The 22,900-nt window shown below is 75.5% G+C and carries 20 protein-coding genes; 7 read left to right on the top strand and 13 right to left on the bottom strand.

What is annotated here, in order from left to right:
- Positions 1-5: 5 nt before the first annotated feature.
- Positions 6-1,628, top strand: coding sequence for an FAD-binding oxidoreductase (locus ACFVXG_RS03810; RefSeq protein ID WP_387924006.1), 1,623 nt, complete (start codon positions 6-8; stop codon positions 1,626-1,628).
- Complete coding sequence (locus ACFVXG_RS03805; RefSeq protein ID WP_387924004.1) at positions 1,625-2,536, top strand: diacylglycerol kinase; 912 nt, start codon at positions 1,625-1,627, stop codon at positions 2,534-2,536. The genes ACFVXG_RS03810 and ACFVXG_RS03805 overlap by 4 nt, the downstream gene beginning before the upstream one ends.
- Positions 2,537-2,588: 52 nt before the next feature.
- Here the strand turns inward: ACFVXG_RS03805 and ACFVXG_RS03800 are convergent, their stop codons facing one another.
- Genes ACFVXG_RS03800 through ACFVXG_RS03790 form a run of 3 tightly spaced genes read right to left on the bottom strand, consistent with a single transcriptional unit; the run spans position 2,589 to position 4,678 of the window.
- Positions 2,589-2,714 carry a hypothetical protein gene (locus ACFVXG_RS03800; protein ID WP_387924002.1) on the bottom strand — a complete coding sequence of 42 codons (126 nt, stop codon included), beginning with the start codon at positions 2,712-2,714 and terminating at the stop codon, positions 2,589-2,591.
- A gap of 19 nt (positions 2,715-2,733) precedes the next feature.
- Positions 2,734-3,651 (bottom strand): DUF6891 domain-containing protein, encoded by a 918-nt coding sequence (locus ACFVXG_RS03795; RefSeq protein ID WP_387924000.1) that lies wholly within the window; start codon positions 3,649-3,651, stop codon positions 2,734-2,736.
- A gap of 49 nt (positions 3,652-3,700) precedes the next feature.
- Positions 3,701-4,678, bottom strand: coding sequence for an NADP-dependent oxidoreductase (locus ACFVXG_RS03790; protein ID WP_387923998.1), 978 nt, complete (start codon positions 4,676-4,678; stop codon positions 3,701-3,703).
- A gap of 105 nt (positions 4,679-4,783) precedes the next feature.
- Here ACFVXG_RS03790 and ACFVXG_RS03785 point away from each other — a divergent pair, with 105 nt between their 5' ends.
- Both ACFVXG_RS03785 and ACFVXG_RS03780 read left to right on the top strand, forming a co-directional pair.
- Positions 4,784-5,359 carry a TetR/AcrR family transcriptional regulator gene (locus ACFVXG_RS03785; RefSeq protein WP_387923997.1) on the top strand — a complete coding sequence of 192 codons (576 nt, stop codon included), beginning with the start codon at positions 4,784-4,786 and terminating at the stop codon, positions 5,357-5,359.
- Between the two features lie 157 nt (positions 5,360-5,516).
- On the top strand, positions 5,517-5,948 hold the full coding sequence (locus ACFVXG_RS03780) for a hypothetical protein (protein ID WP_387923996.1): 432 nt from the start codon (positions 5,517-5,519) through the stop codon (positions 5,946-5,948).
- On the opposite strand, the gene ACFVXG_RS03775 is transcribed toward ACFVXG_RS03780, so the two are convergent.
- Positions 5,917-6,669, bottom strand: coding sequence for a helix-turn-helix domain-containing protein (locus ACFVXG_RS03775; protein WP_387923995.1), 753 nt, complete (start codon positions 6,667-6,669; stop codon positions 5,917-5,919). The two genes, ACFVXG_RS03780 and ACFVXG_RS03775, sit on opposite strands and share 32 nt — an antisense overlap.
- An 86-nt stretch (positions 6,670-6,755) precedes the next feature.
- Here ACFVXG_RS03775 and ACFVXG_RS03770 point away from each other — a divergent pair, with 86 nt between their 5' ends.
- Positions 6,756-7,733, top strand: a complete 978-nt coding sequence (locus tag ACFVXG_RS03770) for an LLM class flavin-dependent oxidoreductase (protein ID WP_387923993.1) — start codon at positions 6,756-6,758, stop codon at positions 7,731-7,733.
- Here ACFVXG_RS03770 and ACFVXG_RS03765 read toward each other — a convergent pair.
- The 6 genes from ACFVXG_RS03765 to ACFVXG_RS03740 all read right to left on the bottom strand — a co-directional run bounded on the left by ACFVXG_RS03765 (position 7,711) and on the right by ACFVXG_RS03740 (position 14,308).
- Entirely contained in the window at positions 7,711-9,069 is a 1,359-nt protein-coding gene (locus ACFVXG_RS03765; protein ID WP_387923991.1) for a DUF2252 domain-containing protein, read from the bottom strand. The genes ACFVXG_RS03770 and ACFVXG_RS03765 overlap by 23 nt on opposite strands.
- Before the next feature lie 142 nt (positions 9,070-9,211).
- Positions 9,212-10,780: a multicopper oxidase family protein gene (locus ACFVXG_RS03760; protein WP_387923990.1), complete on the bottom strand. Its 1,569-nt coding sequence runs from the start codon at positions 10,778-10,780 to the stop codon at positions 9,212-9,214.
- On the bottom strand, positions 10,777-11,250 hold the full coding sequence (locus ACFVXG_RS03755) for a hypothetical protein (RefSeq protein WP_387923988.1): 474 nt from the start codon (positions 11,248-11,250) through the stop codon (positions 10,777-10,779). The genes ACFVXG_RS03760 and ACFVXG_RS03755 overlap by 4 nt, the downstream gene beginning before the upstream one ends.
- Before the next feature lie 190 nt (positions 11,251-11,440).
- Complete coding sequence (locus ACFVXG_RS03750; protein ID WP_387923986.1) at positions 11,441-12,229, bottom strand: aminotransferase class IV; 789 nt, start codon at positions 12,227-12,229, stop codon at positions 11,441-11,443.
- Positions 12,222-13,202: a GNAT family N-acetyltransferase gene (locus ACFVXG_RS03745; protein ID WP_387923984.1), complete on the bottom strand. Its 981-nt coding sequence runs from the start codon at positions 13,200-13,202 to the stop codon at positions 12,222-12,224. The genes ACFVXG_RS03750 and ACFVXG_RS03745 overlap by 8 nt, the downstream gene beginning before the upstream one ends.
- Positions 13,203-13,333: 131 nt before the next feature.
- A complete protein-coding gene (locus ACFVXG_RS03740) occupies positions 13,334-14,308 on the bottom strand; it encodes a DMT family transporter (protein ID WP_387923982.1) in 975 nt (324 codons plus the stop codon).
- A gap of 102 nt (positions 14,309-14,410) precedes the next feature.
- On the opposite strand from ACFVXG_RS03740, the gene ACFVXG_RS03735 reads away from it, so the two are divergent.
- The gene (locus ACFVXG_RS03735) at positions 14,411-15,289 is read left to right on the top strand and encodes a LysR family transcriptional regulator (protein WP_387923980.1); all 879 of its coding nucleotides are present in this window, start codon (positions 14,411-14,413) and stop codon (positions 15,287-15,289) included.
- 182 nt (positions 15,290-15,471) lie between these two features.
- Positions 15,472-16,821, top strand: a complete 1,350-nt coding sequence (locus ACFVXG_RS03730) for a carbohydrate-binding protein (protein ID WP_387923978.1) — start codon at positions 15,472-15,474, stop codon at positions 16,819-16,821.
- A 60-nt stretch (positions 16,822-16,881) separates the two neighbouring features.
- Here ACFVXG_RS03730 and ACFVXG_RS03725 read toward each other — a convergent pair whose 3' ends face one another.
- The 3 genes from ACFVXG_RS03725 to ACFVXG_RS03715 form a co-directional block, all read right to left on the bottom strand.
- Complete coding sequence (locus tag ACFVXG_RS03725; protein ID WP_387923976.1) at positions 16,882-19,818, bottom strand: hypothetical protein; 2,937 nt, start codon at positions 19,816-19,818, stop codon at positions 16,882-16,884.
- Entirely contained in the window at positions 19,818-21,680 is a 1,863-nt protein-coding gene (locus ACFVXG_RS03720; protein ID WP_387923974.1) for an HSP90 family protein, read from the bottom strand. The genes ACFVXG_RS03725 and ACFVXG_RS03720 overlap by 1 nt, the downstream gene beginning before the upstream one ends.
- 144 nt (positions 21,681-21,824) lie before the next feature.
- Positions 21,825-22,865 carry a hypothetical protein gene (locus tag ACFVXG_RS03715; RefSeq protein ID WP_387923973.1) on the bottom strand — a complete coding sequence of 347 codons (1,041 nt, stop codon included), beginning with the start codon at positions 22,863-22,865 and terminating at the stop codon, positions 21,825-21,827.
- Positions 22,866-22,900: the final 35 nt, after the last annotated feature.

Below are 22,900 nucleotides of genomic sequence, written 5' to 3'. Positions count from 1 at the left end.
AACGCATGGCACCTGAGACGCAAGCGGGAGCGGCCGCAGCCGCGCTGCCGCTCCCCCCGATGAAGTGGAACGCCTGGGGCGACCCGGCCCTCGCCAAGGAGCTGTCCGCGGACATCAAGGGGCTGCTCGCCGCCGCCCTCGGCGTCACCGGCGACGCCGCCCCCGGGCCGAGCGCCGCCGAGGTCGTGCTGCGCCCGTCCCGGATCACCGCCGAGGACCTGGAGGCGCTCGCCGCCGCCGTCGGCGAGGCGCACGTCAGCGCCGCCGACGCCGACCGGCTGCCCCGGGCCGGCGGCAAGTCCACCCCCGACCTCCTGCGCCGCCGCAGCCGCGGGGAGCAGGACGCGCCCGACGCCGTCGTGCTGCCCGGCGACGAGGCCGAGATCGCCGCCGTCCTCGCCCTCTGCGCCGAACTCCGCATCGCCGTCGTCCCGTTCGGCGGCGGCACCAGCGTCGTCGGCGGCCTCGACCCCGAGCGCGGCCCGTTCCGGGCCGTCGTCTCCCTCGACCTGCGCCGTCTCGACCAGCTGCTCGACCTGGACGAGACCGCCGGCGAGGCCGTCCTCGGCGCCGGCCTCACCGGCCCGGCCGCCGAAGCCCTGCTCGCCGAGCGCGGCTGGGAACTCGGCCACTACCCGCAGAGCTTCCGCTACGCCACCATCGGCGGCTTCGCCGCCACCCGCTCCTCCGGCCAGGACTCCGCCGGGTACGGGCGCTTCGACGACATGGTCCGCGGTCTGCGGGTGGTCACCCCCGCCGGGACGCTCGACCTCGGCCGCGCCCCCGCCTCCGCCGCCGGCCCCGACCTGCGCCAGCTCTTCCTCGGCTCCGAGGGCACCCTCGGCGTCATCACCGCCGTCCGCCTGCGCGTTCACCCGCTGCCCGCCGTCAAGGCGTACGAGGCGTGGAGCTTCCCCGACTTCGCCACCGGGACGGCGGCGCTGCGCGCCGTCGAGCAGCAGGGCACCGGCCCCACCGTGATCCGGCTCTCCGACGAGGCCGAGACCATGATCAACCTCGCCATGACCGAGCAGATCGGCGGCGCCCCCGCCGTCAGCGGCTGCCTCGCCGTCACCGTCTTCGAGGGCAGCGCCGACCAGGTCGCCGCCCGGCACCAGCTCACCCGCGAGGCCCTGCTCGCCGCCGGCGGCACCTCGCTCGGCGAAGCACCCGCCCGGGCCTGGGAGCACGGCCGGTTCAACGCGCCCTACCTGCGCGACTCGCTGCTCAACGCCGGCGCGCTCTGCGAGACCCTGGAGACCGCCGCCGGCTGGCGCGGGCTCGCCGAGCTGCGGACCTCCGTCACCGAGGCCCTCACCACCGCCCTGCCCGGCTCGCTCGTGCTGTGCCACATCTCGCACGTCTACCCGACCGGCGCCTCGCTCTACTTCACCGTCGTCGCCGCCCTCGGCGAGGACCCGCTCACCCGCTGGGGCGCCGCCAAGCGGGCCGCCGGCGACGCCATCCTGCGCGCGGGCGGCACCATCACCCACCACCACGCGGTCGGCGCCGACCACCGGCCCTGGATGACCGACGAGATCGGCGACCTCGGCGTGCGCATCCTGCGCGCCGTCAAGGCCGAACTCGACCCGGCGGGCATCCTCAACCCCGGCAAGCTGATCCCGTGACCGCGGCGAGAACCGTCATCCGCAGGGTCACCGTTCTCACCAACCCGGCGGCGGGCATCGGCCACGCCGAACCCGCCGCCCGCCGGGCCGTCGCCCGCCTGCGCACCCTCGGCATCGAGGTCGACCCGCAGGCCGGGCGCTCCGCCGACGACGCCGTCCGCCTCGCCCGCGAGGCGGCGGCCGGCGGGGCCGACGCGGTGGCCGTGGTCGGCGGCGACGGCATGGTCAACCTCGCCCTCCAGGCCCTCGCCGGCGGCCCCGTCCCGCTCGGCGTCATACCCGCCGGCACCGGCAACGACCACGCCCGCGAGTACGGCCTGCCCATCGGCGACCCCGAGGCCGCCGCCGACGTCATCGCCGCCGGACGCACCCGCGACGTCGACCTCGGCCGGATCACCGGCCCGGACGGCGCCGTCCGCTGGTACGGCTCCGTCCTCGCCAGCGGCTTCGACTCCCTGGTCAGCGACCGCGCCAACCGGCTGCGCTGGCCCCGCGGCCGGATGCGCTACAACCTCGCCATCCTCGCCGAGTTCGCCAACCTGCGGCCCCTGCCGTTCCGGATCACCCTCGCCGACGGCACCGTCATCGAACGCGACCTCACCCTCGCCGCCGTCGGCAACACCCGCAGCTACGGCGGCGGCATGCTGATCTGCCCCGCCGCGCTCCCCGACGACGGGCTGCTCGACGTCACCCTCGTCGACGCCATGCCCCGGCTGCGGATCGCCCGCTTCTTCCCCACCCTCTTCAAGGGCACCCACACCACCCACCCGGAGGTCACCACCCTGCGCACCGAGTCGCTGCGGATCGAGTCCCCCGGCATCACCGCCTACGCCGACGGCGAGTTCATCACCGCCCTCCCCGTCGACGTCACGCTCCTGCGCGCGGCCCTGCACCTGCTGGTGCCCTGACCCCTCGGGCCCCGGACGACGGCGGCCGCCCGGGGCCCGAGGCCCGTCGTCGTCACAGATGGGCCCTGATCTGGCGGACCGGGCGACCGAGGGCGGCGGCCAGGGCCGCCAACTGCGCCTCGGTGAACCAGGGTTGCTCCGGGTCCCACACCTCCGGCCCGAAGCGGCGAAACCGCACGGCCAGTCGTAGTCCAGGGTCAGCCGACCAGCCGACGGCGCCAGAGCAGCGGACGTATCTCGATCGCGTCGGACGGGTCGCTGCTCCACACCGTGGGCAGGCCGACGGCCGCGAGGGCGGCGACCACCTCCCGGCCGACGGCCGCGGTGGTCGCCGCGGAGCCGTCGAAGCCGCCGTAGAGCAGGGACAGGCCGCGGCCGGCTGCGGCCGACTCGGTGCACTGGGAGTGGAAGTAGACGAAGCCCCGGGCCTCCGGCGCCCCGACCGCGCCGATCTCCGCCTCCCCGCAGGAGCGGCAGCAGGCGAAGTCCTCCCGCGCCGTGATGCCGCCCGCGTCCAGCGCGGCGAAGGCCCGGGCGAGGCGCTCCGGATCCGTCTCGCCGATCCAGCCGCTCTGCACGCCGACCCGCTCCAGCCAGAGCCGGTCGGCGAGCTGCTCGGCCTGGGCCCGGGAGAGCGGGCGGCGGTCGCCCGACACCAGGTACTCCTCGGCGTGCTCGGCCAGCCGGGCGCGGTCGGTGTAGCCGCAGGCGAGGGTCAGCCGCAGCTGCTCCTCCAACTGCCGCCGCTCCTCGGCCTCCAGCTCCGGCGCGGGCACCGGCTCGGGCGCCGGACCGAAGTCCAGCGGCGCCCAGGCCAGTCCGTCGCCCCAGCCCGGCTCGTGCCGCGCCCAGCCCGTCATCGCCGCGACCACGGCCTCCGGCCCGTCGACCCGCACCTCGAAGTGCCGGGCGGCGGAACCGTCCCGGTGCTCCAACGCGTAGTGGCCGCCCGCCTTGTGCCACACCTGGATGTACACGTCCGGCAGATCCGGTATCCGCTGCACGACGAGGAAGGTGTCGGCCCCGGCCCCGATCCGCCGGACCAACCCCGCCAGTTCCTCCGCGGTCACCCTCGGGTGCCGCCCCTCGTCCGTCTGCACCGTGATCGCCAGCATGCGGTCACCCTCGCACACCCCACTGACAATCCGGCCGGGCGTCCGGGGGTCAGTCTCCGACGCGGAGGACGATCTTGCCCTGGATGTGCCCCTGTTCGGCCCGGCGGTGGGCGGCCGCGGCCTCGTGCAGCGGGTACACGCCGTCCAGGGCGACCCGGAGGCGCCCGTCCGCCAGCAGGGCGGCCAGTTCGGCGAGGTCGCTGCCGCTGGAGCGGACCTGCCAGACGCCCTCGTTCACCACCACGCCGAGCTCGGCGGCCAGCTCGGGCCGGTAGTCGCCGAGGTAGACGGGCAGCACCCGGCCGCCGCGGCGCAGCGCGGGCAGCAGGAGGTGGGCGTCGGGGCCGCCGACGGTGTCGAAGAGCAGGTCGGCGTCCCGGACGGCGTCGGCGACCGGGGTGCGGGTGTAGTCCACGAAGCGGTCGGCGCCGAGCCCGCGCAGGAACTCCTCGTGCCGCCCGGAGGCGACCGCTATGACCTCCTCCGCCCCGGCCAGCCGCAGCAGTTGGAGCGCGAAGTGGCCGACCCCGCCGGCCGCGCCGACGACCACGGCGGGCCCGCCGCCCTGGTAGCCCAGGTAGCGGTGCAGGAACTGGTAGGCGGTCAGTGCGGCCATCGGGACGGCAGCGGCCTCGGTGTGTCCGAGGGCGGCCGGCTTGCGGGCGAGGGAGTCGGCCGGGGCGGCGACGTACTCGGCGTAGCCGGAGGCGAGCCCGGGGAACCGGACGAGCCCGAAGACCTCGTCCCCGACGCTCCACCCGGTGTCGGGGCCGCCGAGCTCCGCGACCGTGCCGGAGACGTCGCTGCCGAGGATCAGCGGCGGCTGCCAGGCGGGCCGCAGTTCGCGGGGGAGGTTCGGGAAGCCCCGCCGCGCGTACCAGTCGAGCGGGTTGACGCCCGCCGCCCGGACCCGGACCAGCACCTCGCCGGGCCCGGGCACCGGCCGCGGCACCTCCTCGTGCACCAGCACCTCCGGCCCGCCGAAGGCGTGCAGCCGGACGGCCCGCATCGTCGTTCCCGTACCCATGTGTCTCCCCCAACGCGGTGTGGACGGCCCCGAGTAGAATCCGGAGCACTGCTCCGGAAAAGATTAACCGGAGCAGTGCTCCGATTGTCAATGGCGAGGAGACCCATGCCCGTCGAACCGCGCGCCCCCCGCGCCGACGCCCAGCGCAACCGCGACCGGATCCTGGCGGAGGCGGCCGCCGTGGTCGCCGAACAGGGCACCCAGGCCTCGCTGCGCGACGTCGCCCGGCGCGCCGGGATCGGCCTCGGCACGCTCTACCGGCACTTCCCCACCCGGGAGGACCTGCTGGAGGCCCTGCTCGGCGCCCGCTTCGACCACCTCGCCGCCCGGGCCGACACCCTCGCCGCCGCCGACCTGTCCGCCGAAGCGGCGCTGGCCGACTGGCTGCACGAGTTCGTCCTCGGCGCCGGTGCCTTCCGCGGCCTCCCGGCCACCCTGCTGGCCGCCCTGCACGACCCGGACTCCGGCCTGCACGGGAGCTGCCTGCGGATGCGGCAGGCCGGCGGCCGACTGCTCGCCGCGGCCCAGCGGGACGGCGTGATCCGCCCGGACGTCGAGCCGGTCGACCTCTTCGCCCTCGCCAACGCGCTGAGCTGGGTCAGCGACCAGGCCCCGGTCCTGGCGGAGCGCCGCGACCACCTGTTCCGACTGGTCCTCGACGGCCTGCGGCCGCGCGGCTGACCGCACCGCCGGTCCGGCGCCCCCGTCCTCGCCCTCGCCCGGAACTCGGAGGCCGTCGAGAGCGACGAGGCCATTCCCTGACGGGAATTGTCCGGCCGCGACGCCGCGCCGAGGATGGGGCGCACCGCAACCGACCGGACCCTCCGAGGAGCCGATGATGACCACCGTCACCACCACCACCGCCCAGCAACTCGCCGACCGTTACGCCGCCTTGTGGACGGAGCCGGACGCCGGAGCGCGCCGCAAGGCCATCGAGCGGCTGTGGACCGAGGACGGCGCGCACCTGGTGCACCCGCCGGAGGAGATCCGCGCGGAGGCCACCCGGGTCGGCTTCCCGGAGCCGGCACTGGAGGCGCGCGGCTACCGGGAGTTGGAGTTCCGCGTCGCCCGGGCGTACCAGGAGTTCGTGGCGCCCGGGGAGTTCACCTTCCGGGCGCGGCAGGACGCCGTGCGGCTGCGCGACGTCGTCCGGTTCAGCTGGGAGATGGTGTCCGTACGGGACGGTGAACCGGCGGGCGGCGGCGTGGAGTTCGTCGTCCTGGACGCCGAGGGGCGGATCACCGCCGACTACCAGTTCCCCGGGCTCTGAGCAACAGCTCCGCCGTCCGGGCGTCGGCCGGGAGGAAGGCCTCCAGTTTCAGCTCGGCGAGCGTGACGTCGACGGCGGTGGCGAAGGTGGTCACCGTCGTCATCAGGTGCAGCTCGCCGAGCCCGGTCCGCAGCTCCAGCGGCACGGCGAAGCCCAGGTGCTCGTCCCCCACCGCGACCTGCGGCACGTACGAGCTCAACTCCCGGTGCAGTTCGCCGAGATGGCGGGTGCGTTCGACGATGTGCCGGGCCCAGGCGGCGAAGTTGAGGATGCGCGGCGCCAGCCCGTCCGGGTGCAGGGCCAGCCGGTAGGCGTTGGTGCCGGGCCCGACCAGGCGCGGGTCGGCGCCCGCCGTGATCACGTCCAGCGCCTCGTTGGCCGCGACCACGTCACCGCGCCGGTCCACCACCAGCGCGGGGTAGGGCAGGTGCCCGGCCAGCAGGTGGTCGATCGCCTCCCGGACGGGCGCCAGCTGCGGCCCGTCGAGCGGACTCTCCGGGTAGACGGGGGCGTAACCGGCGGCCAGCAGCAGCTCGTTGCGTTCGCGCAGCGGCAGGTCGAGCGACTCGGCGAGGCGCACCACCATGCCGCGCCCGGGGACGGAGCGGCCGGACTCGATGAAGCTGAGGTGCCGCTGGGTGGTGCCCGCGCGGGTGGCGAGGTCGAGTTGGCTGAGCCGACGGCCGATGCGGCGCTCGCGCAGCGCCTGGGGGAGGTCCACGCCCCACTTCTACCCGTACCCAGGAGGTGCCCGCCATTCCTCCGGGGGAATTGAGCCCGTTCACCCGAAGGCGAAGGATCCACGGCATGGACATCGGAGTATTCCTTCCCACCGGCCGGCAGCAGTGGCAGCCCGCCGGCGACCCCCGCGAGCTGATCGGATTCGCCCGCCGCGCCGAGGAGTCGGGCTTCGCCTCGCTCTTCGTCAACGACTCCCTGCTCACCCCGCGGATCGAACCGCTCACCATGCTGGCGGCGGTCGCCCCGGTGACCGAGCACATCCGGCTGGGCACCGGCGCGCTGCTGCCGGTGCTGCGCCGCCCGGTGCAGGCCGCACAGGCACTCGCCTCGGTGGACCTGCTCTCCGGCGGACGGCTGACGGTGGCGGTCGGCGCGGGCTTCCCGGGCCGCTTCGGGCAGCCGCTGCACGAGCTGTCCCAGGTGCCGTGGGAGCGCCGCTTCGCCCGGCTGGACGAGACGGTGGCGCTCTGGCGGGCGCTCTGGGCGGGGGCGACCGAGTTCTGCGGCGAGTTCCACTCCTTCCCCGAACTCCCGCCCGCCACCGTGCCGTTCCGGCCGTCCGGCCCGCCGATCTGGCTCGGCGGCGCGACCCCGGCGGCGCTCGCCCGCACCGGACGCCACTACGACGGCTGGCTGCCCTACCCGCCCGAACCGGCCGACTACGCCACCGGCCTCGCCGCCGTCCGCAAGGCCGCCGACGAGGCCGGACGCGCCCCGGACGCCGTCACCCCCGCCCTGTTCGTCAACGTCCGGATCGACCCGGACCCCGAGGCGGCCCGCCGCACCATGGACGCCTACGCCCGGTCCAACTACGGCATGCCGCTCGAGGAGCTGAGGCGGATCCAGGCGATCGCCATGGGCACCCCCGAGCAGGTCGCCGCCACCCTGCGCCGCTACCGCGAGGCGGGCGCCGAGCACCTCGTCGCCCGGCTCGGCGCGCTCGACCTCGCGGGCCAGTACGAGCAGTTGGAGCGCCTGGCGGCCCTCGCGCGCCCTGCAGCCGTCACACCCCCCGTGGCGATCAAACCCCCCGGGTCGCCGTGACCCGCCCCGAGGCGATCGCCTCGACCAACTGCCGGTGGTCGGCCGCCGTCCGGTCCGCGTACCGCAGGGCGAAGTCGGCGACGGCGTCCGCGAAGGTGTCGGCGCCGCCCAGGTAGCCGGCGACGGCGAGGCGGTCGCCGGTGCGGGCGTGGGCGCGGGCGAGGGCGCGCCCGCACAGGTCGGCGTAGGCACGGAGGCCGGAGGGGGTCATCGCGCCGACCTCCACCGAGCCCTTCATGTCGCGCAGTTGGCGGCCGTAGAAGTGCCGCCCGGCGGGGCCGGTGGTCCAGCCGAGGAAGATGTCGCTCGCGGCCTGCATCAGGTGCTGCCCGGTGACCACCCGGCGCCCGCCGTGGTGGGCGGCGACCTCGGCGTCCAGCCGGACGGGCGGCAGGTGGTCCTCCAGTACCGACCGGCCGGCCTCCTTGAGCTGCAGGAACAGCGGGTCGCGGGTGTCCCGGCCCTCCAGCAGGACGATGTGGCAGCGGGTGCCGACGCTGCCGACGCCGACCACCTTCATCGCCGCGTCCACGAAGCGGTAGCGGTCCAGCAGGACCCGCCGGTCCTCGGCGAGGGTGGCCCGGTAGTCGCTGAACACCTGTCCCACGCCGCGCAGTTCGTTCCCCTTCAGCTCCTCGATCAGCGGCGGCGCGCTGACGATCCGGCGCCGCCCGTCCCGTTCCTCGGTGAGCTTGCCGAAGGCCTGGAGGCTGGTGCGGCGCCGGGCGGCGGCGAGGTCGGCCTCGACGGCCTTGCGCCGCCCGGTCCGGCGGATCAGCGGCAGCAGCTCGGCGGTGTCGATCCGGCTGTACCAGACGTCGAGTTCGCCGAGCCCGGCCAGCCGGCGCATCGCGGCGGCGTAGCCCAGCACGGCGGTACGGGCGGCACGCCGGGCCCGGTCGTCGTCCTGGCCGTGGTCGCGGGCGGCGACCGCGATGCTGGCGGCGAGGCGCTTGACGTCCCACTCGAAGGGCCCGGGGTGGGTCTCGTCGAAGTCGTTGACGTCGAAGAGCAGGGCGCGCTCCGGGGAGGCGTACACCCCGAAGTTCAACAGGTGGGCGTCACCGCAGAGTTGGACTGTCAGCCCGGTGTCGGGGACGGCCCCGAGGTCGGCGGCCATCACGGCGGCGGCGCCGCGCAGGTAGCCGAAGGGGCTGTCGGCCATCCGGCCGTAGCGGATCGGCAGCAGCCGGGCGACCCGGTCCGCACCCTGGGCCTCCAGCACGCCGAGCGGGTCCGGCCGGTCCGCGGCCGGGATCCACCGGCCGTGCTCGGAGCGGGAGACGCGCTCGCGGGCGGCCCGCCCGGTACGGCGGCGTTCGGCGGGGGTGGTCATGCGGCGGCTCCGTCCGTCACCCGGCAGGCTCTCGCCGCACACCTGGGCACGACGCTAGGACCAGAGTGCCGGAGGGCGCTGCCCGCGCCCTCCGGCACTGGGCCGAACGGAGGAACGGAACCCAGCAGAGCGGGCGGCGGGCTCACCCCACCGTGAAGTCCGCCATCATCGCCATGTCCTCGTGCTCCAGGTTGTGGCAGTGCATCATGTACGTCCCCCCGTAGTCGGTGAAGCGCACCAGCACCTCCACCGCCTCGGCCGGCCGCAGGTCCACGGTGTCCTTCCAGCCCGCGTCCCACGGCCCCGGGCCGCCGTCGTTGCGCCCGATCACCTGGAAGTGGTCGAGGTGGACGTGCACGGGGTGGTGCACATCGGTGGAGAAGCGCCAGCGCTCGACGCTGCCGAGGGCGGGGGTGGCGAGGCTGCGCCCGGGCTGGTACGGGTCGCCGTTGATGGTCCAGCCGTCGCCGCCGCTGCGCCGGAAGGTGAAGTCGCGGGTGGCGACGGCCGAGGCGGCGTCCAACTGCTCGACGGTGGACAGCTGGTCGGGCACCTTGGCGTCGTCGCTCACCGCCCGGGAGGAGACGTCGAAGCGCATCACCTCGGCCGTGCGCCCGCTGCCGAACCGGTTGAGCAGGCGGACCTGGGTGCCGGGCTGGTAGCGGGAGAAGTCGACGACCACGTCGAAGCGTTCGGCGGGGGCGATCTCGACCCCGTCGTGGGTGACGGGCGCGGCGAGCAGGCCGCCGTCGGAGCCGATCTGGACCAGCGCGTCGCCGCCGGAGGGCTGCGGGTCCAGTTCCAGCCGGTAGAGCCGGGAGTTGGAGGCGTTCAGCAGGCGCAGCCGGTAGTGCGCGCGGTCGACGTCCAGGCGCGGCCAGGGCGCCCCGTTGACCAGGATGACGTCGCCGAGGACGCCGTTCATGTAGCCGGCGGTGACGCCGGGCACGGCGAGCGAGGCGTCCGTGGACGGGTACTTGAAGGAGCCGTCGGCGGCGAAGGAACGGTCGGTCAGCATCAGCGGGAGGTCCCGCTCGCCGCGCGGCAGCGGCAGCGCGCCCTCCTCGTCGTCCTGGACGAGGTGGAACCCGGCCAGGCCGCGCCAGACGCCCGGGCCGGTGAAGCCCATCCGGTGGTCGTGGTACCAGAGGGTGGCGGCGCGCTGCTTGCCCGGGTAGGTGTGGGTGCGCTCGCCGACCAGGTTGTGGCCGGTCATGTGGCCCATGCCCGGCATGCCGTCCATCGAGGAGGCGGCAGGGGCGGTGGAGCCGACCGGCAGCAGCAGGTCGATCGGGTAGCCGTCGCTGTCCGCCGGGGTGTGGCCGCCGTGCAGGTGGACCACGGAGGCCACCGGCAGCTGGTTGCGGTGCTTGACCACCGCGGCCCGGCCGGAGCGGGTGACCACGGTCGGCCCGGGGAAGGTGCCGCCGTACGTCCAGGCCTCGGTCTTCACCCCGGGCAGGATCTCCAGCTCGGCGACCTGCTGGGTGATCTCGTAGTAGTCGTTGGTGCCGTCGCTGCGCACCGGCTGGAGCACGGGCGGTACCGGCAGCGGGACTTGGAAGGCCGCGGGCAGCGGCAGGTCGCTGCCGAGCAGCCGCCCGGGGCGGCCCTCCGCGAACAGGTACGCCGCCGACGGGACGGCGACGGCGGCCAGCGCGCCCGCGCCGAGCACCGAGGCACCGACGCCGAGGAACCTGCGGCGGTTCACCGCTTCACCTCCACCGGCCCGCCGGGGCGCGGCAGCCGTCCGCCGCCGTCCGGGCCCCCCTCGTACCGGCCCTCCCGCACCGGCAGCGGCAGCCGCCAGGCGCCGACCAGGCCGAACAGGATGCCGCTGACCAGCAGCACGCCGAGGGTGACGTGCACCCCGATCGACCGGGCGTACCCGGCGGTGATCTGGCCGATCACGGCGACGGTCAGCAGGGCGGTGCTCCACAGCGGCCAGAGCGGCCCGCCGCCGGGCCGGCGCACGAAGAACGCCACCACCAGCTGCACCACCACCACGGTGGCCAGCATCATCGCGTTGTCCTCGTGGTCCTTGAGGGAGTCGTAGGTGCCGTTGAGGAAACTGCCGGCGAGCATGGCCTGGAGCAGGGCCAGCAGCGCCAGGGTGGTGGCGGTGACGCGCAGGAGGATCAGCGGCCAACGGGGCGCGGGGGCGGCAGGGGGACTGCTCATGTCGGGGCTACTCTCTGCTTCGGCGGGTCGGGCGGGCGGGCGAGAGCGTAGCTGATCTCTGGTCATGATCAGCCGTTCACAAGGGATTTGAGCAGCCACGCCGTACCATTGCGCCGGTTACCACGGGGTTTGTCACCCGTGCGGGCGATCCCCTCGAGCGGTCCTCCAGCGAGGCGGCGTCGGGGAGGCGCTACACCGGGTCGGCGGCGATCCCGAGGTACGCGGCGCGCAGCTCGGCGAGCAGCGGGTGGGCCGGGTCGAAGGCGGTGCCGTCCACGGCGGCGAGCGGACGCAGCCCGACGCCCGCGTTCAGCGCGAAGGCCGCGTCGAAGCGGGCCAGGTCGTCGGCGCGGACCGGCTCGCGGGACTGCGGGCCGCCGTACGCGCCCGCCAGCAGCGCCTCGGTGACACCGGGCAGCGCGGGGCCGGCCGGCCGCACCAGTCGGCTCCCCGCCAGGAAGGCGACGTTCCAGGTGGCCCCCTCGGTCACCAGGCCGTCCCCATCGGTGAGCAACACGTCGTCGTACCCGGCGAGTTGGGCCGCACGGCGGTGGTGCACCAGCCCGAACAGGCCGACGTGCTTCACCTCCGGCAGCTCGCGCCGGCAGGCCACCGTGCGCACCCGCAGCGGGGCCGGCTCGACAACCGCGGCCGGACGGGTGGTGACCAGCAGGACGGGGGCGGCCGGGGCGCCGGGGCGCTCCAGGCCGAGCGCGGGGTCGTAGCAGGTCACCCGGACGATCCCCGGCCCGCCGTCGGCGGGCAGCGCCGCGCGGATCCGCTCCCGGACCACCGCCCGGTCCAACTCGGCGGCGAACAGCGTCCGGCAGTCCCGCACCAGCCGGTCCAGGTGCAGCTCCAGACCGCGGACGGCGCCCGCCTCGACCCGCAGGGTGGTGAAGTGCCCGTAGTTGAGCAGCCCCAGGGCGGCGAGCCGCGCCGGGTCCGCGGGCGCGCCGTCGATCTCGATCTCAGCCATTCCCCGAGTCTGCCAGCCGCGGGGACAGTGGCGCGGTCGACTCCGGCGCCGACTCCGCTGCCGGGCCCGGCAGCGCCACCGGACGGTACGGACCGGCCCCGTCGCGGCCCGCCGCCCGGGCGGTCCGCTCGAACTCCTCGATCCTGACCGCCAGGCCCTCCGGCTCGCCCGCCTCCGCCCAGCGCCACGCCTCGGCCCACCACTGCGGCCCGCGCACCAGCGGCCGGCCCGCCAGCGCCAGGTACAACGCCAGCGTCGACCGGGCGTACTCGTGCACCCAGGCGTCGCAACCCCGGTAGTCCGCCGTCTCGTCCAGCCGCAGCCAGCGGCCCTCCTGCCCGGCGGCCAGTATCGGCACCCAGCCGCGCTGCCGGTCCGCGACCAGCAGGAGCAGCCGCCCGTCCTCCTCCCGCACCCGGTGCAGGGGCAGTTGGGGCATCCGGGCGAGCGACACCGAGCGCTTCCAGCCCACCACCCACAGCCCGCGGCGCAGGTAGTAGCGGACGGCCGACTGCCAGCTCCAGTGCGCCTCCAGCCGGAAGCCCGGCAGGCCCTCGGCGGTGGCCGCCGCGTACACCTCGTCCAGCGCGCCGGCGGCCAGCCCTTGCCCGCGCGCCTGCGGCCGCACGTAGAGGGAGGAGACGGCGAGCTGGCTCGGGCCCTTGGTCCAGTTGTCCACCGCGACCGTCCCGGCGACCGCGCCCCGCCCGTCCAGGATCCAGTACCGGCGCCGGTACAGCTCCCCGCCGGGCCAGTCCCGGCCGCTCTCCCCCAGCCGCTCCCGCCAGCCGCGCTCGGCCCGCTCGTCCAGCCCGTCCGGGTCCACCAGCTCGCCCAGCTCGCCCTCCAGCAGCGACGCCAAGTCCCAGCGGGCGAACCGCCGTTCCTCCCCCTCGACGGCGGCCCGCAACCGCACCCCCGCCGCCAACCGGTCCTGCGCCCGCTCGACCGCCGCATCCCACGACCTCACCACGGGGGCCACCCTAGCGGCCCTCCGGGCACGACCCGTAATTCGGCGGCCACCGAACGTCAGCCCGACCAGCGACCGGGCGCGGGCGAGGCCGGGGCGCGGCAACCCCGGCCCGGAACGGCGGGGCTCCTCGCTCATCCGCCCAGGGTGTCGGCGCGGCGGGTCGGCGGGGTGGCGGCTCGGGCCGGGGTGGGGGTGGCCGGGGGGTGGCGGGGGCGGGTCAGGGCGACGGCGGCGACCACCAGGAGGCCGCCCGCCAGGGCGTTCCAGCCGACCGGCTCGGCCAGCAGGGCGGCGCCCAGGGCGGTGGACCACAGCGGCATGACGTAGGTGACGGCGGAGGCCACGGCGGTACCGGCGGTGCGGACCAGGCCGAGGTTGAGCAGGTACGCCAGGCCGGTGCCGGCCGCGCCGAGCACCAGCAGGGCGGCGGCCGCCGAGCCGCCCGGCCAGTGCGGGGCGCCGGCGGCGAGCGGGGCGATCAGCGCCAACTCGGCCGTGGCGCAGGTGATCTGGAGCGCGGAGAGGGTGGTGACCGACTCCGGGCGGCCGGACAGGAAGCGGCGCAGGTAGGCGAAGCCCGCGCCGTAGCAGCAGGCGGCGGCCAGGCAGGCGAGGGCGCCCGTGCTCTCCCCCGCGCCCAGGCCGCGCCACACCCCGAGCACGGTGAGCACGCCGACGAAGCCGAGCCCGAGGCCGGTCAGCCGGCGGGCGCCGGGGCGGCGCTCCTCGGGCACGGTGAGCACCGCGAAGAGCATGGTGAACAGCGGGGTGGTCGCGTTCAGGACCCCGGCGAGCACCGAGCTGACCCTGGTCTCGCCGAACGAGAACAGGGTGAACGGCACCGTGTTGAGCAGCACCGCGACCGCCGCCGAGTGCCCCCACAGCGCCCGGTCGCGCGGGGCCCGCTCGCCGCGCAGCAGCAGGACCGCCCAGAGCGTGCCGGCGCCCAGCAGGCTGCGCCAGAGCGCCACCCACACCGGCGGCACCCCCGCGTCGACCGCCACCTTGATCAGGGCGAAGCTGGCGCCCCAGATCGCCGACAGTGCCACGAAGCCCGGCCACCAGCGCCGCACCCCGACCACCTCCCCGTCCCTGCGTGCCCACATGCCCGCGCGTGCCGCGACGCCTTCCGCGTCCTGGACACAGGGTGGCCCGGCGACGGAACATGAGTCCAACAAGTGGCGATGCGCGAAGGATGAGGAAGTCTCATGGCCTCGGAGGTCAACCTGGCCCAGCTCAGGGCCCTGGTCGCGGTCGCCGACACCGGCGGCTTCGGCGCGGCCGCCGACGAGCTGGGGATCAGCCAGTCCGCCGTCTCGCACGCGGTCGCCGCCCTGGAGCGCGCCCTCGGCGCACCCGTGCTGCGGCGCGGCGCCCCCTGCCGACCCACCCCGCTCGGCGAGCAGGTCCTGCCGCACGCCCGCACCGCCGTCGCCTCCGCGGCGGCCGTCCGCACGATCGCCACCCGGCACTCCGGCGGCCTCACCGGCACCGTGCGGCTGGCCGCGCCGACCACCGTCTGCCAGGCCCTGCTGCCCGGGCTGCTGCGGGAGTGGAAGGCGGCGCACCCGCAGGTCACCGTGAGCGTCTTCGAGGGCGAGGACGACGAGCTGACCACCTGGCTGGAGGCGGGCACGGTGGACGCCGCCGTTCTGGTCGACGCCACGACGCTGCCGCCCGGCGCGATCGCGCTCGGCGCCGACTCGATGCACGCGCTGCTGCGCCGCGACCACCCGCTGGCCGGCCAGGAGACCATCCACGTCGGCGAGTTGGAGGACGACGACTTCCTGCTCTCGGAGGGCGGCTGCGAGCGCCACATCCGGGAGGCCTACCGGCGGGCCGGCACCCGCTTCGCCCCCCGGCACCGGATCCGCGACCTCAACAGCCTGATCGGCATGGTGCACGCGGGCGTCGGGGTCTCGGTGATGCCCGCGCTCGCCCTGACCATGCTGCCGCCGGACTGCGTCCTGGTGCCGATCCGGCCCGCCGTGCACCGCACCCTCACCCTCACCGGGCCGACCGGCCGCCCCTGGTCGCCGGCGGTGAGCGGACTGCTCGCCGGAGTCGGGGTGACCGTCCCCGGGTAGCACATCCGGTGCGCCGGGCGGCTTGACCTCTTTGGGGTTGACCACCCCTCCTCAACAGGTCTATACCAGTGATGACCTTCGGCAACTACCCGCCGCCGACGGTCCGTTCGGCCGTCCCGCCACCCCCACACCGGCGCGACCAGGCCCGCCACCCCCACTGCCGTTTCCTGGAAAGGCATCCGATGGAGCGCGCTCTTCCCCCACACCACTCCCCCTCACCGCACACCCCCGCACAGCACACCCCCTCGACCCCTCGCAGGCGCCGCTCCGGCCGGGCCGCCCTCGCCGCGGCCGGCGTGCTCGGCCTGGTCGCCGGCGGCTTCGCCGCCCTGGCCGGCACCGGCGCGGCCTCCGCGTCCGCCTCCACCACCGACGCCGGCCCCGGGCTGGGCAGCAACTGGTACGCCTCGGCACCGTACCTGATGCCCGAGGACAACAGCCCGCCGGACGCCGCCGCCGTGATGGACGCCACCGGCCAGAAGGCCTTCCAGCTGGCCTTCATCCTCGCCCAGGGCAACAGCTGTTCGCCCGCCTGGGGCGGCACCTCCTCGATCGACTCCGACACCACCATGCCCGCCGTCATCCAGACCATCCGCGGCAAGGGCGGGGACGTCTCGGTGTCGGTCGGCGGGTACGGCGGCACCAAGCTCGGCCAGGTCTGCGGCACCCCGGAGGCGACCGCCGCCGGGTACCAGCAGGTGGTCACCAAGTACGGGCTCAAGGCGATCGACTTCGACCTGGAGGAGCCGGAGTACGAGAACACCGCCGCCATCCACAACGAGATCGGCGCGGCCCGCATCCTCCAGCAGAACAACCCCGGCCTGTACGTCTCGATCACCACGGCCGGCACCAACGCGGGCACCGGCTGGTTCGGCACCCAGATGCTCAACGAGGCCAAGTCGCAGGGCTTCACGCCGAACAACTACTCGATCATGCCGTTCGACGGCGGCTTCAACGGCGCCGCGGCGCAGACCGACGCGCTGGTGAAGTTCAACCAGATCCTGCAGACCACCTTCGGCTGGAGCGAGGCCACCGCTTACGCCCACGAGGGCGTGTCGATGATGAACGGCCGCACCGACGCCGCCGAGTACTTCCGCCAGGCCGACTTCCAGAGCGTGCTGGACTTCGCCACCGCGCACGGCCTGGCCCGGTACACCTTCTGGTCGGTGAACCGGGACCGCCAGTGCGCGGGACCGGTGGACCCGGGGCTGTCCGGCTCCTGCTCCAGCGTGGCGCAGAGCGACTGGGACTTCACCAAGTACACCGTGAAGTTCGCCGGGGCGACCCCGCCCACCACCCCGCCGACCACGCCCCCGTCCACCCCGCCGACCGGCCCGGGCACGCCGACCGGCAGCCCGACCGGCAACCCGGGCAGCTGCACCGCCCCGGCGTGGAGCGCGAGCACCACGTACACCGCGGGCGCCAAGGTCTCGTACAACGGGCACGCCTACCACGCCAAGTGGTGGACCCTGAACGAGGTGCCGAGCGCCAGCGGCCAGTGGGGCGTCTGGGGCGACGACGGCCCCTGCTGACCAAAGCCCGACACGGGGGTGGGGGCGGGCGTCCAAGGACACCCGCCCCCACCCCCGGCCTCAGCTCCCCGCGAACCGCTCCCGCAGCTCGGTGAGCACCCGCGGCGCCTCGGTCAGGCCGGCCGCCTCGGAGCGGGCGATCCCCTCGGTCAGCCGCTGCACCGCCGCCCCGGCCCGGCCGAGGTCGCCGCCCTCGATGAGCGCGGCCAGCCGGACGGACTCGGCCCGCAGCGACTCCGGCTGGGGCGAGCCGGCCGGCTCCCCCTCCTGCCCGTACACCGCGACGGCCCGCTCGGCCTCGGCGAGCGCCTCCTCGAAGCGGTCGGCGATGGCCAGGCAGCGCGCCCGCGCGTAGTGCGAACCGCCGCGCAGGTACCAGCCGTTGCACTCCTGCCCGAGCCGCTCGGCGGCCTCGCCGAGCGCGTCGGCCTCGGCCAGCAGGGCGAGCGCGGCGTCCAGCCACTCCTCGGGGCCGCCCCGCTCGCACGTCGTGAGCTGGGCGAACTCCCGCAAGGTGGCCGCCAGTTGGTCGACCTTCGGGGCCTTCTCATGCGCCTCCCGGGCGCGCCCGAGGGCGGCCTCGGCGGCGTCCCAGCGGTCCGCCTTGGCGAGGGTCAGGGCGGCCTCGCAGGCGACCATGGTGTGGGTCTCCTGGTCCTCCCAGTCGGAGACCAGCTCGGCCAGCCGCAGGTACTCCTCGGCCGCGTCCCGGTACTCCTCCAGGTCGACCAGGCCCCGGGCGAGGTCCAGCCGGACCTGGGCGACCATCCGCGCGTCCAGTCCGGCGGTCGAGGCCTGGGCGTCCAGGACGGACTCCAGCACGGCCACCGCGTCGGCGTCCCGGCCGGTGCCGCGCAGCACGTCGGCGAGCTGCAGCCGCACCCGGGCCGCCTCCTCGACGGCCCCGGCACCCTGCCGGTCGAAGCGCGCGGCGGCCTCGGACAGCGCCCGGACGGCGCCGCCGAAGTCCTCGACCTGCATGCTGGCGTGGCCGAGCATCATGTACGTCGGCGCGTACGGGTAGGCGTCCTCGCCCCAGCGCACGGCCTCGGCCAGGGCCCGGTGGAACACCTCGACCGCCTGGCCGGGTTCGCCGCCCTGCAGCAGCACCTGGCCGAGCAGACCGAGCACCCGCGGGGTCTGCCAGGGCAGTTCGGCCTCCTCCAACTGGGCCAGCACCTCGCGCAGTTCGGCCGCGGCCTCGGCGAGGCGGCCCTGCCGGGCGGCGGCGTCGGCGAGGTACTGGCGGGAGGTCGCGGCCCGCCGGGCGGAGCCGAGCTCGACGGCGGCGCGCCGGTAGCCGCCGACGGCGGCCTCGAAGCGCTCGGCGGTCTCGGCGGGCGGCTCGGGCAGCGCCTCGACCAGGTCGTGGTGGGCGGCGTAGGCGCGCGACTGCAGGACGATCAGGTAGTCGTCGTCCAGCATGCCGCCCGCGGCGTGCAGCTCCTCGGCCCGGGCCAGGGCGGCGTCCAGGGCCGGCCAGTCGACCACCGCGCCCTCGACGTCGCCGAGTTCGACGATCAGCGTCCGGGTGCGGGTCATCAGGGCCGGGCCGGGCAGCCCGGCCTGCTCGAACAGCTCGGCGGCGGCCAGCAGCCCCGCCGCGCCCTCCGCGTGGTCGTCGCGCCCGAGCGCCTCCTGGGCGCGCTGCTCGGCGAGTTCGGCGCGCAGCTGCTCCGGGCTGCCGAGTCCGGCGTCCTCGGGGTGGGTGAAGTCCGCGGCGGCGGCGCGTTCGGCGATCCGCTTCCAGAGCCGGTCGGCGTCGGGGTGGCCGAGCAGCTCCAGCTCGCGGGCGCGCAGCACCAGCGCGGCGAAGTCCTCCGGCTCGGCCTCGACGGTGCGCCGCGGGGCCGGGGCCACGGCCGGTGCCGCGGTGGCCAGTTCGGGCGCGGCGGCGGCCCGGACGCCCAGTGCCAGCGGCTCGGCGAGCAGCGGTTCGGCGGCCAGTCGGGCGCGCCGGGCGGCGCCGACCGTGTCGGTGCCGTTGCGGGCGTCGAAGCGGGCGGCCAGGGCGTCGGCCTCGGTGCGCAGGTGGGCGAGCAGGGTGTCGACCGTCCAGGCGGTGCCGGCCGGGCCGCTGACCGTGAGCCCGCCGTGGCCGGCTGCGGCCAGGGCGGCGACCAGCACCTCGACGCCGGTCAGGAACTCCAGCCGGGCGGACGGCTCGCCGGTGACCGCGAACAGGTCGCGGTTCTCGGCGAGCAGCTCCAGGCCGCGCGGCTCGTTGCCGGACAGCGCGCAGAACTCGATGTGCTGCCCGATCGCCGCCAGCATCGCGGCCTTGCCGCGGGCGTAGCGGTAGCCGGTCAGGTGCGCGGAGCGGGCCTCGTCCGGCCGGCCGCGGCGCAGCAGCGGCAGCAGGGCGGTGGCCTGGCTGAGGTAGGGCTCCTGCTCGCAGCTGCTGCGGCCGTCCAGCACCGGGGCGAGGACCTCCAGCGCGCGGGCGTCGTCCCCGGCGTCGACGAAGTGCCGGGCCCGGGCGCGGGTCTCGCAGGCGTGGCAGTCGCTCAGCTCGGTGCGCGGGCGGGCCGTCCACAGCTCGTAGGCGTCCTGGACGTCGACGCCGGTCTGCGCGGCCAGGTGGTAGCGCTGGGCGTAGTACGGCTGGAGGTCGTAGCCGGCCTTGCGGTAGCGGTCGCGCAGTTCGGTGTGCCAGCGGCGGATGGCGGGCAGCGGGACGTCCGGGGTGTCCATCAGCGCGGCGGCCACCCACTTGAAGCGCCAGTACACCTGGTGGCGGGCCCATTCGCCGAAGCCGTCCGGGTCCTGGTCCCAGAGCTTGAGCACCCGGGCGAAGACCACCGGGCTCTTGCTGCGCTCGCCGTCGTACTCGTAGGCCTCCATGAGTTCGAGCAGGGCCATCGAGCGGACCCCGGTGTCCTCGAACTGCTCGGCGGCGTCGACGAGTTCCTCGGCGGTGACGGTGCGGGTGCGGCCGTACGGGCGGGCGTCGTTCTCGCGCAGCCCGGCCATCACCGCGTCGGTGGTGTCCAGCATCACGCCTCCTTCTCGTCGGCGCCGGCCGCCTCGTGGCCGAGCATCGCGTGGTCGAGCAGGCTGATGAACGAGCGGTTCAGCAGCGCGGACTCGCTGGCCTTGAGCGGGCGGCGGGTCATCAGCACGGCCTGCCCGTAGAGCGCCTCGACGGCGGTGACGGCGAGGTCCCGGTCGGTGACGGTGGCGGCGCGGCGCACCAGCGGGTTGAGGTGGTTCAGCACCAACTGGGCGCGGGGCACCTCGGCGCGCAGCGAGCCCAGGATGTCCGCCCACAACCCGTCGGCCTCGTCGGCGAGTTGGGCGCGGGTGCGCTCGTGCCGGGCCTCCCGGTTGTCGAGCAGCAGGGCGGGCGCGTTGGTCGGGTGGAAGCTGCGCAGGGCGACGTCGCAGTCGAACCGGCCGACCACCTCGCGGGCGATCGCCAGGAAGGCGCCGGCGGCCAGTTCGGCGGCCGGGTCGACGGTGTCCAGGTGCGCGGTGACGGTGCCCGGGTCGAGGTCGGCGACCGAGACGCCGGGGCGGATCTCGGGCAGCCGGTGCACCAGGTCGCGGTCGTAGGTGTAGCCGCCGTTGACCACGCCGAGCCCGGCCGCGCCGGCGATCGGGGCGACCTGGCGGAACTCCTCGACCGTACGGGTCACCAGCACCACCGGGTGGCTGCGGGCGAACTCGTCCAGGGTGACGTTGCCGTCGGTGGTCTCGAACGGCAGCCAGGGCAGCATCATCCGCAGCAACTCGTCGTCGTAGCGGGCGAGTTCCTTGACGGCCAGGTGGTGCACGGAGAGGAAGCGGTGCAGCAGCGTCGGGTCGCTCGCGGACAGGCCGGTGAGCCAGTCGCGGATCCGGGCGCCGAGCGCGTCCCGGACGGCGGCCAGCGTCTCGTCGGCGTACAGGCCCTCGCGCGAGGCGGTGGGGCGCAGCCCGTCGGTGTCCACCACGCAGCGGACGAAGAACGCCCAGTCCGGCAGCAGTTCGGCGGCCTGGTCGGAGAGCAGCATGCCCTTGAGGTGCACCCGGTGGCCGTTGCGGCGCGAGGGCGGGGCGGCGTCCGGCAGGACGTACGCGACGCCGCGCAGGCCGACCAGCGGGAGGTCCAGCTCGATGGTGTCCAGCGGGACGAAGTCGAAGGTGGCGCGGCAGTACTCGGCGAGCGCGTCGCGCCGGGCCAGCGGGGAGCCGTGCCGCTCGGCCCACGGCGGGGTGCGGTTGACCGCGTGCGCGGTGCCGTCGGCGTCGACCACGGTGACGTCGTGGCGCAGCAGGCTGCCGAAGTCCCGGGCGAGGGTGAGCACCCGGGCGGGGCGGGTCCACTCGGCGGCGTCGGCGCGCGGGGCGAGGGTGACGGTGGTGCCGGGCTCGGGCTTGGCCGAGGAGGGCAGGGTGCGGATGGTGTAGCTGCCGTCCGACAGGCCGCGCCACTCGATCACCGGCGCGTCCGGGCTGCCCGCGTGCCGGGTGACCACGGTGATCTCGTCGGCGACCACGAAGCAGGCCAGCAGGCCGATGCCGAACTGGCCGATGAAGTCGCCGCGGGCCTGGGCCAGGCCGTCGCCGTCCAGCCGGCCGTCGGCGTCGCGCTTGGAGCTGCGGCCGATGGTGGCGAGGAAGGTGTGGACGTCCTGCTCGGTCAGGCCGATGCCGGTGTCGGTGACGGACAGCTCGTCATCGGCCCGGACGGTGATGGCGGCCGGCGCCCCGGGGTCGAGGGCGCGGCGGGCGGAGATCGCGTCCACCGCGTTCTGCAGCAGCTCGCGCAGGTAGACCCGCGGGCTGGAGTAGAGGTGGTGGGAGAGCAGGTCCACCAGGCCGCGCAGGTCCACCTGGAAGGTGTGCGCACTCGTCGGGTTGTCGGTTGGGGACACCGGAGGCTCTTTCGGTCGCGGAATGCGGAAGGGGTGACGTACGGGGCGTACAGGGTGTACGGGACGCGCGGGGCGTACGGGGCGTACGGGGCGTACGGGGCGCGCGGGGTGCGCGGGGCGCGCGGGGTGCGCGGGGTGCGCGGGTCAGGACGCGGCGCAGCGGTCCCGGTGGGCGCGGAAGGCCTTGACCGGCTCGCCGGCCAGGTAGTGCCAGGGCGACTCGGTGACCATGCCGTCCAGCGCGTCGAACAGCAGCCGCGCGGTCTTGCGCTGGTCGGCGAGCGAGAAGGCCATCGCGAAGGTGTTGAAGCCCGCCTGCCAGCCGCCGGCCGGGACGAAGTCCGGGTGCAGGACGGAGCGGAACGCCGCCTCCTGCAGATCGGCCAGCACGGTGGGGCTGGTCAGGTAGGCGTGGTCCTCGCCGTCCGGGAGGTCCAGCCAGCGCTCCAGGTGGGCGAGCGCCACCAGTTCGCCGAGCGGGCTGCCCTCGGGGGCGGCCAGCATCGAGGAGCGGGCGAACTCGTGCATGGCGTCGTGCGAGCCGCCCCACTTGGCGCTCAGCTGCTGCAGGCGCTGGCGGTGCGAGCCGGGGTGCCCGGGCACCCGGCGCACTGCGGCCTCGAAGCGGCAGGTGGCGACCTCGGGGGCGAGCGAGGCGCCGCGCGCGCTGATCTGCAGGAAGTACCAGGGCGCGAGCCAGGACGGCTCCCGCTCGGCGACCTCCAGCAGCTGCTCCTCGGCCACCTCCAGCCGCTGGTGGAAGAGCTTCCACTGCTCCTCGGTGACGTGCTTGGCGCGGGCGCCGCTGCGCGCCTCCCAGGCCCAGGTGACGTGCCGGGCGCCGGACAGCAGCAGCGGCAGCGCGTCATCGGGGGAGTCCGCGATCGCGCGGGCCGTCCACTCCTCGACCCCGGCGACGTCGGAGACCGCGCCCACCAGCCGGTTCAGCTCGGCGCCGTCCGCGGCGGCCAGGGCCGGGCGCAGCGCCGTCCACTCCCCGGCGGCGGCCTGCCCGAGCACCAGCCGGACGGTCTCGTCCCCGAGGGCCGGATCGAGCCGCGGCTCGGCCCCCCGACCGGCCGCGGGCGCCTCGGCGGCCCGCTTGCCCAGCCCGAACCCGAACCCGCGGCGACCGGCCCGGTCCTGCGCGCCCTCCCCGCCCGAGCGGCGTCGGAACAGCGGCATGTGTGGCCCCCTCGAACATCATCGGCATCAATCGC

This window comes from Kitasatospora sp. NPDC058162, from assembly GCF_042884005.1.
Lineage (GTDB): Bacteria > Actinomycetota > Actinomycetes > Streptomycetales > Streptomycetaceae > Kitasatospora.
Note: the sequence above shows the minus strand (reverse complement) of the source record. Positions and strands in the feature narration are given on the sequence as shown.

What these genes read in the sequence shown, in the direction of transcription:
- ACFVXG_RS03755 (WP_387923988.1), bottom strand. Translation starts at nt 11,250, where the DNA reads ATGAGCAGTCCCCCTGCCGCCCCCGCGCCCCGTTGGCCGCTGATCCTC.
- ACFVXG_RS03725 (WP_387923976.1), bottom strand. Translation starts at nt 19,818, where the DNA reads ATGCTGGACACCACCGACGCGGTGATGGCCGGGCTGCGCGAGAACGAC.
- ACFVXG_RS03765 (WP_387923991.1), bottom strand. Translation starts at nt 9,069, where the DNA reads ATGACCACCCCCGCCGAACGCCGCCGTACCGGGCGGGCCGCCCGCGAG.
- ACFVXG_RS03735 (WP_387923980.1), top strand. Translation starts at nt 14,411, where the DNA reads ATGGCCTCGGAGGTCAACCTGGCCCAGCTCAGGGCCCTGGTCGCGGTC.
- ACFVXG_RS03780 (WP_387923996.1), top strand. Translation starts at nt 5,517, where the DNA reads ATGACCACCGTCACCACCACCACCGCCCAGCAACTCGCCGACCGTTAC.
- ACFVXG_RS03785 (WP_387923997.1), top strand. Translation starts at nt 4,784, where the DNA reads ATGCCCGTCGAACCGCGCGCCCCCCGCGCCGACGCCCAGCGCAACCGC.
- ACFVXG_RS03750 (WP_387923986.1), bottom strand. Translation starts at nt 12,229, where the DNA reads ATGGCTGAGATCGAGATCGACGGCGCGCCCGCGGACCCGGCGCGGCTC.
- ACFVXG_RS03795 (WP_387924000.1), bottom strand. Translation starts at nt 3,651, where the DNA reads ATGCTGGCGATCACGGTGCAGACGGACGAGGGGCGGCACCCGAGGGTG.
- ACFVXG_RS03790 (WP_387923998.1), bottom strand. Translation starts at nt 4,678, where the DNA reads ATGGGTACGGGAACGACGATGCGGGCCGTCCGGCTGCACGCCTTCGGC.
- ACFVXG_RS03740 (WP_387923982.1), bottom strand. Translation starts at nt 14,308, where the DNA reads ATGTGGGCACGCAGGGACGGGGAGGTGGTCGGGGTGCGGCGCTGGTGG.
- ACFVXG_RS03810 (WP_387924006.1), top strand. Translation starts at nt 6, where the DNA reads ATGGCACCTGAGACGCAAGCGGGAGCGGCCGCAGCCGCGCTGCCGCTC.
- ACFVXG_RS03715 (WP_387923973.1), bottom strand. Translation starts at nt 22,865, where the DNA reads ATGCCGCTGTTCCGACGCCGCTCGGGCGGGGAGGGCGCGCAGGACCGG.
- ACFVXG_RS03730 (WP_387923978.1), top strand. Translation starts at nt 15,472, where the DNA reads ATGGAGCGCGCTCTTCCCCCACACCACTCCCCCTCACCGCACACCCCC.
- ACFVXG_RS03770 (WP_387923993.1), top strand. Translation starts at nt 6,756, where the DNA reads ATGGACATCGGAGTATTCCTTCCCACCGGCCGGCAGCAGTGGCAGCCC.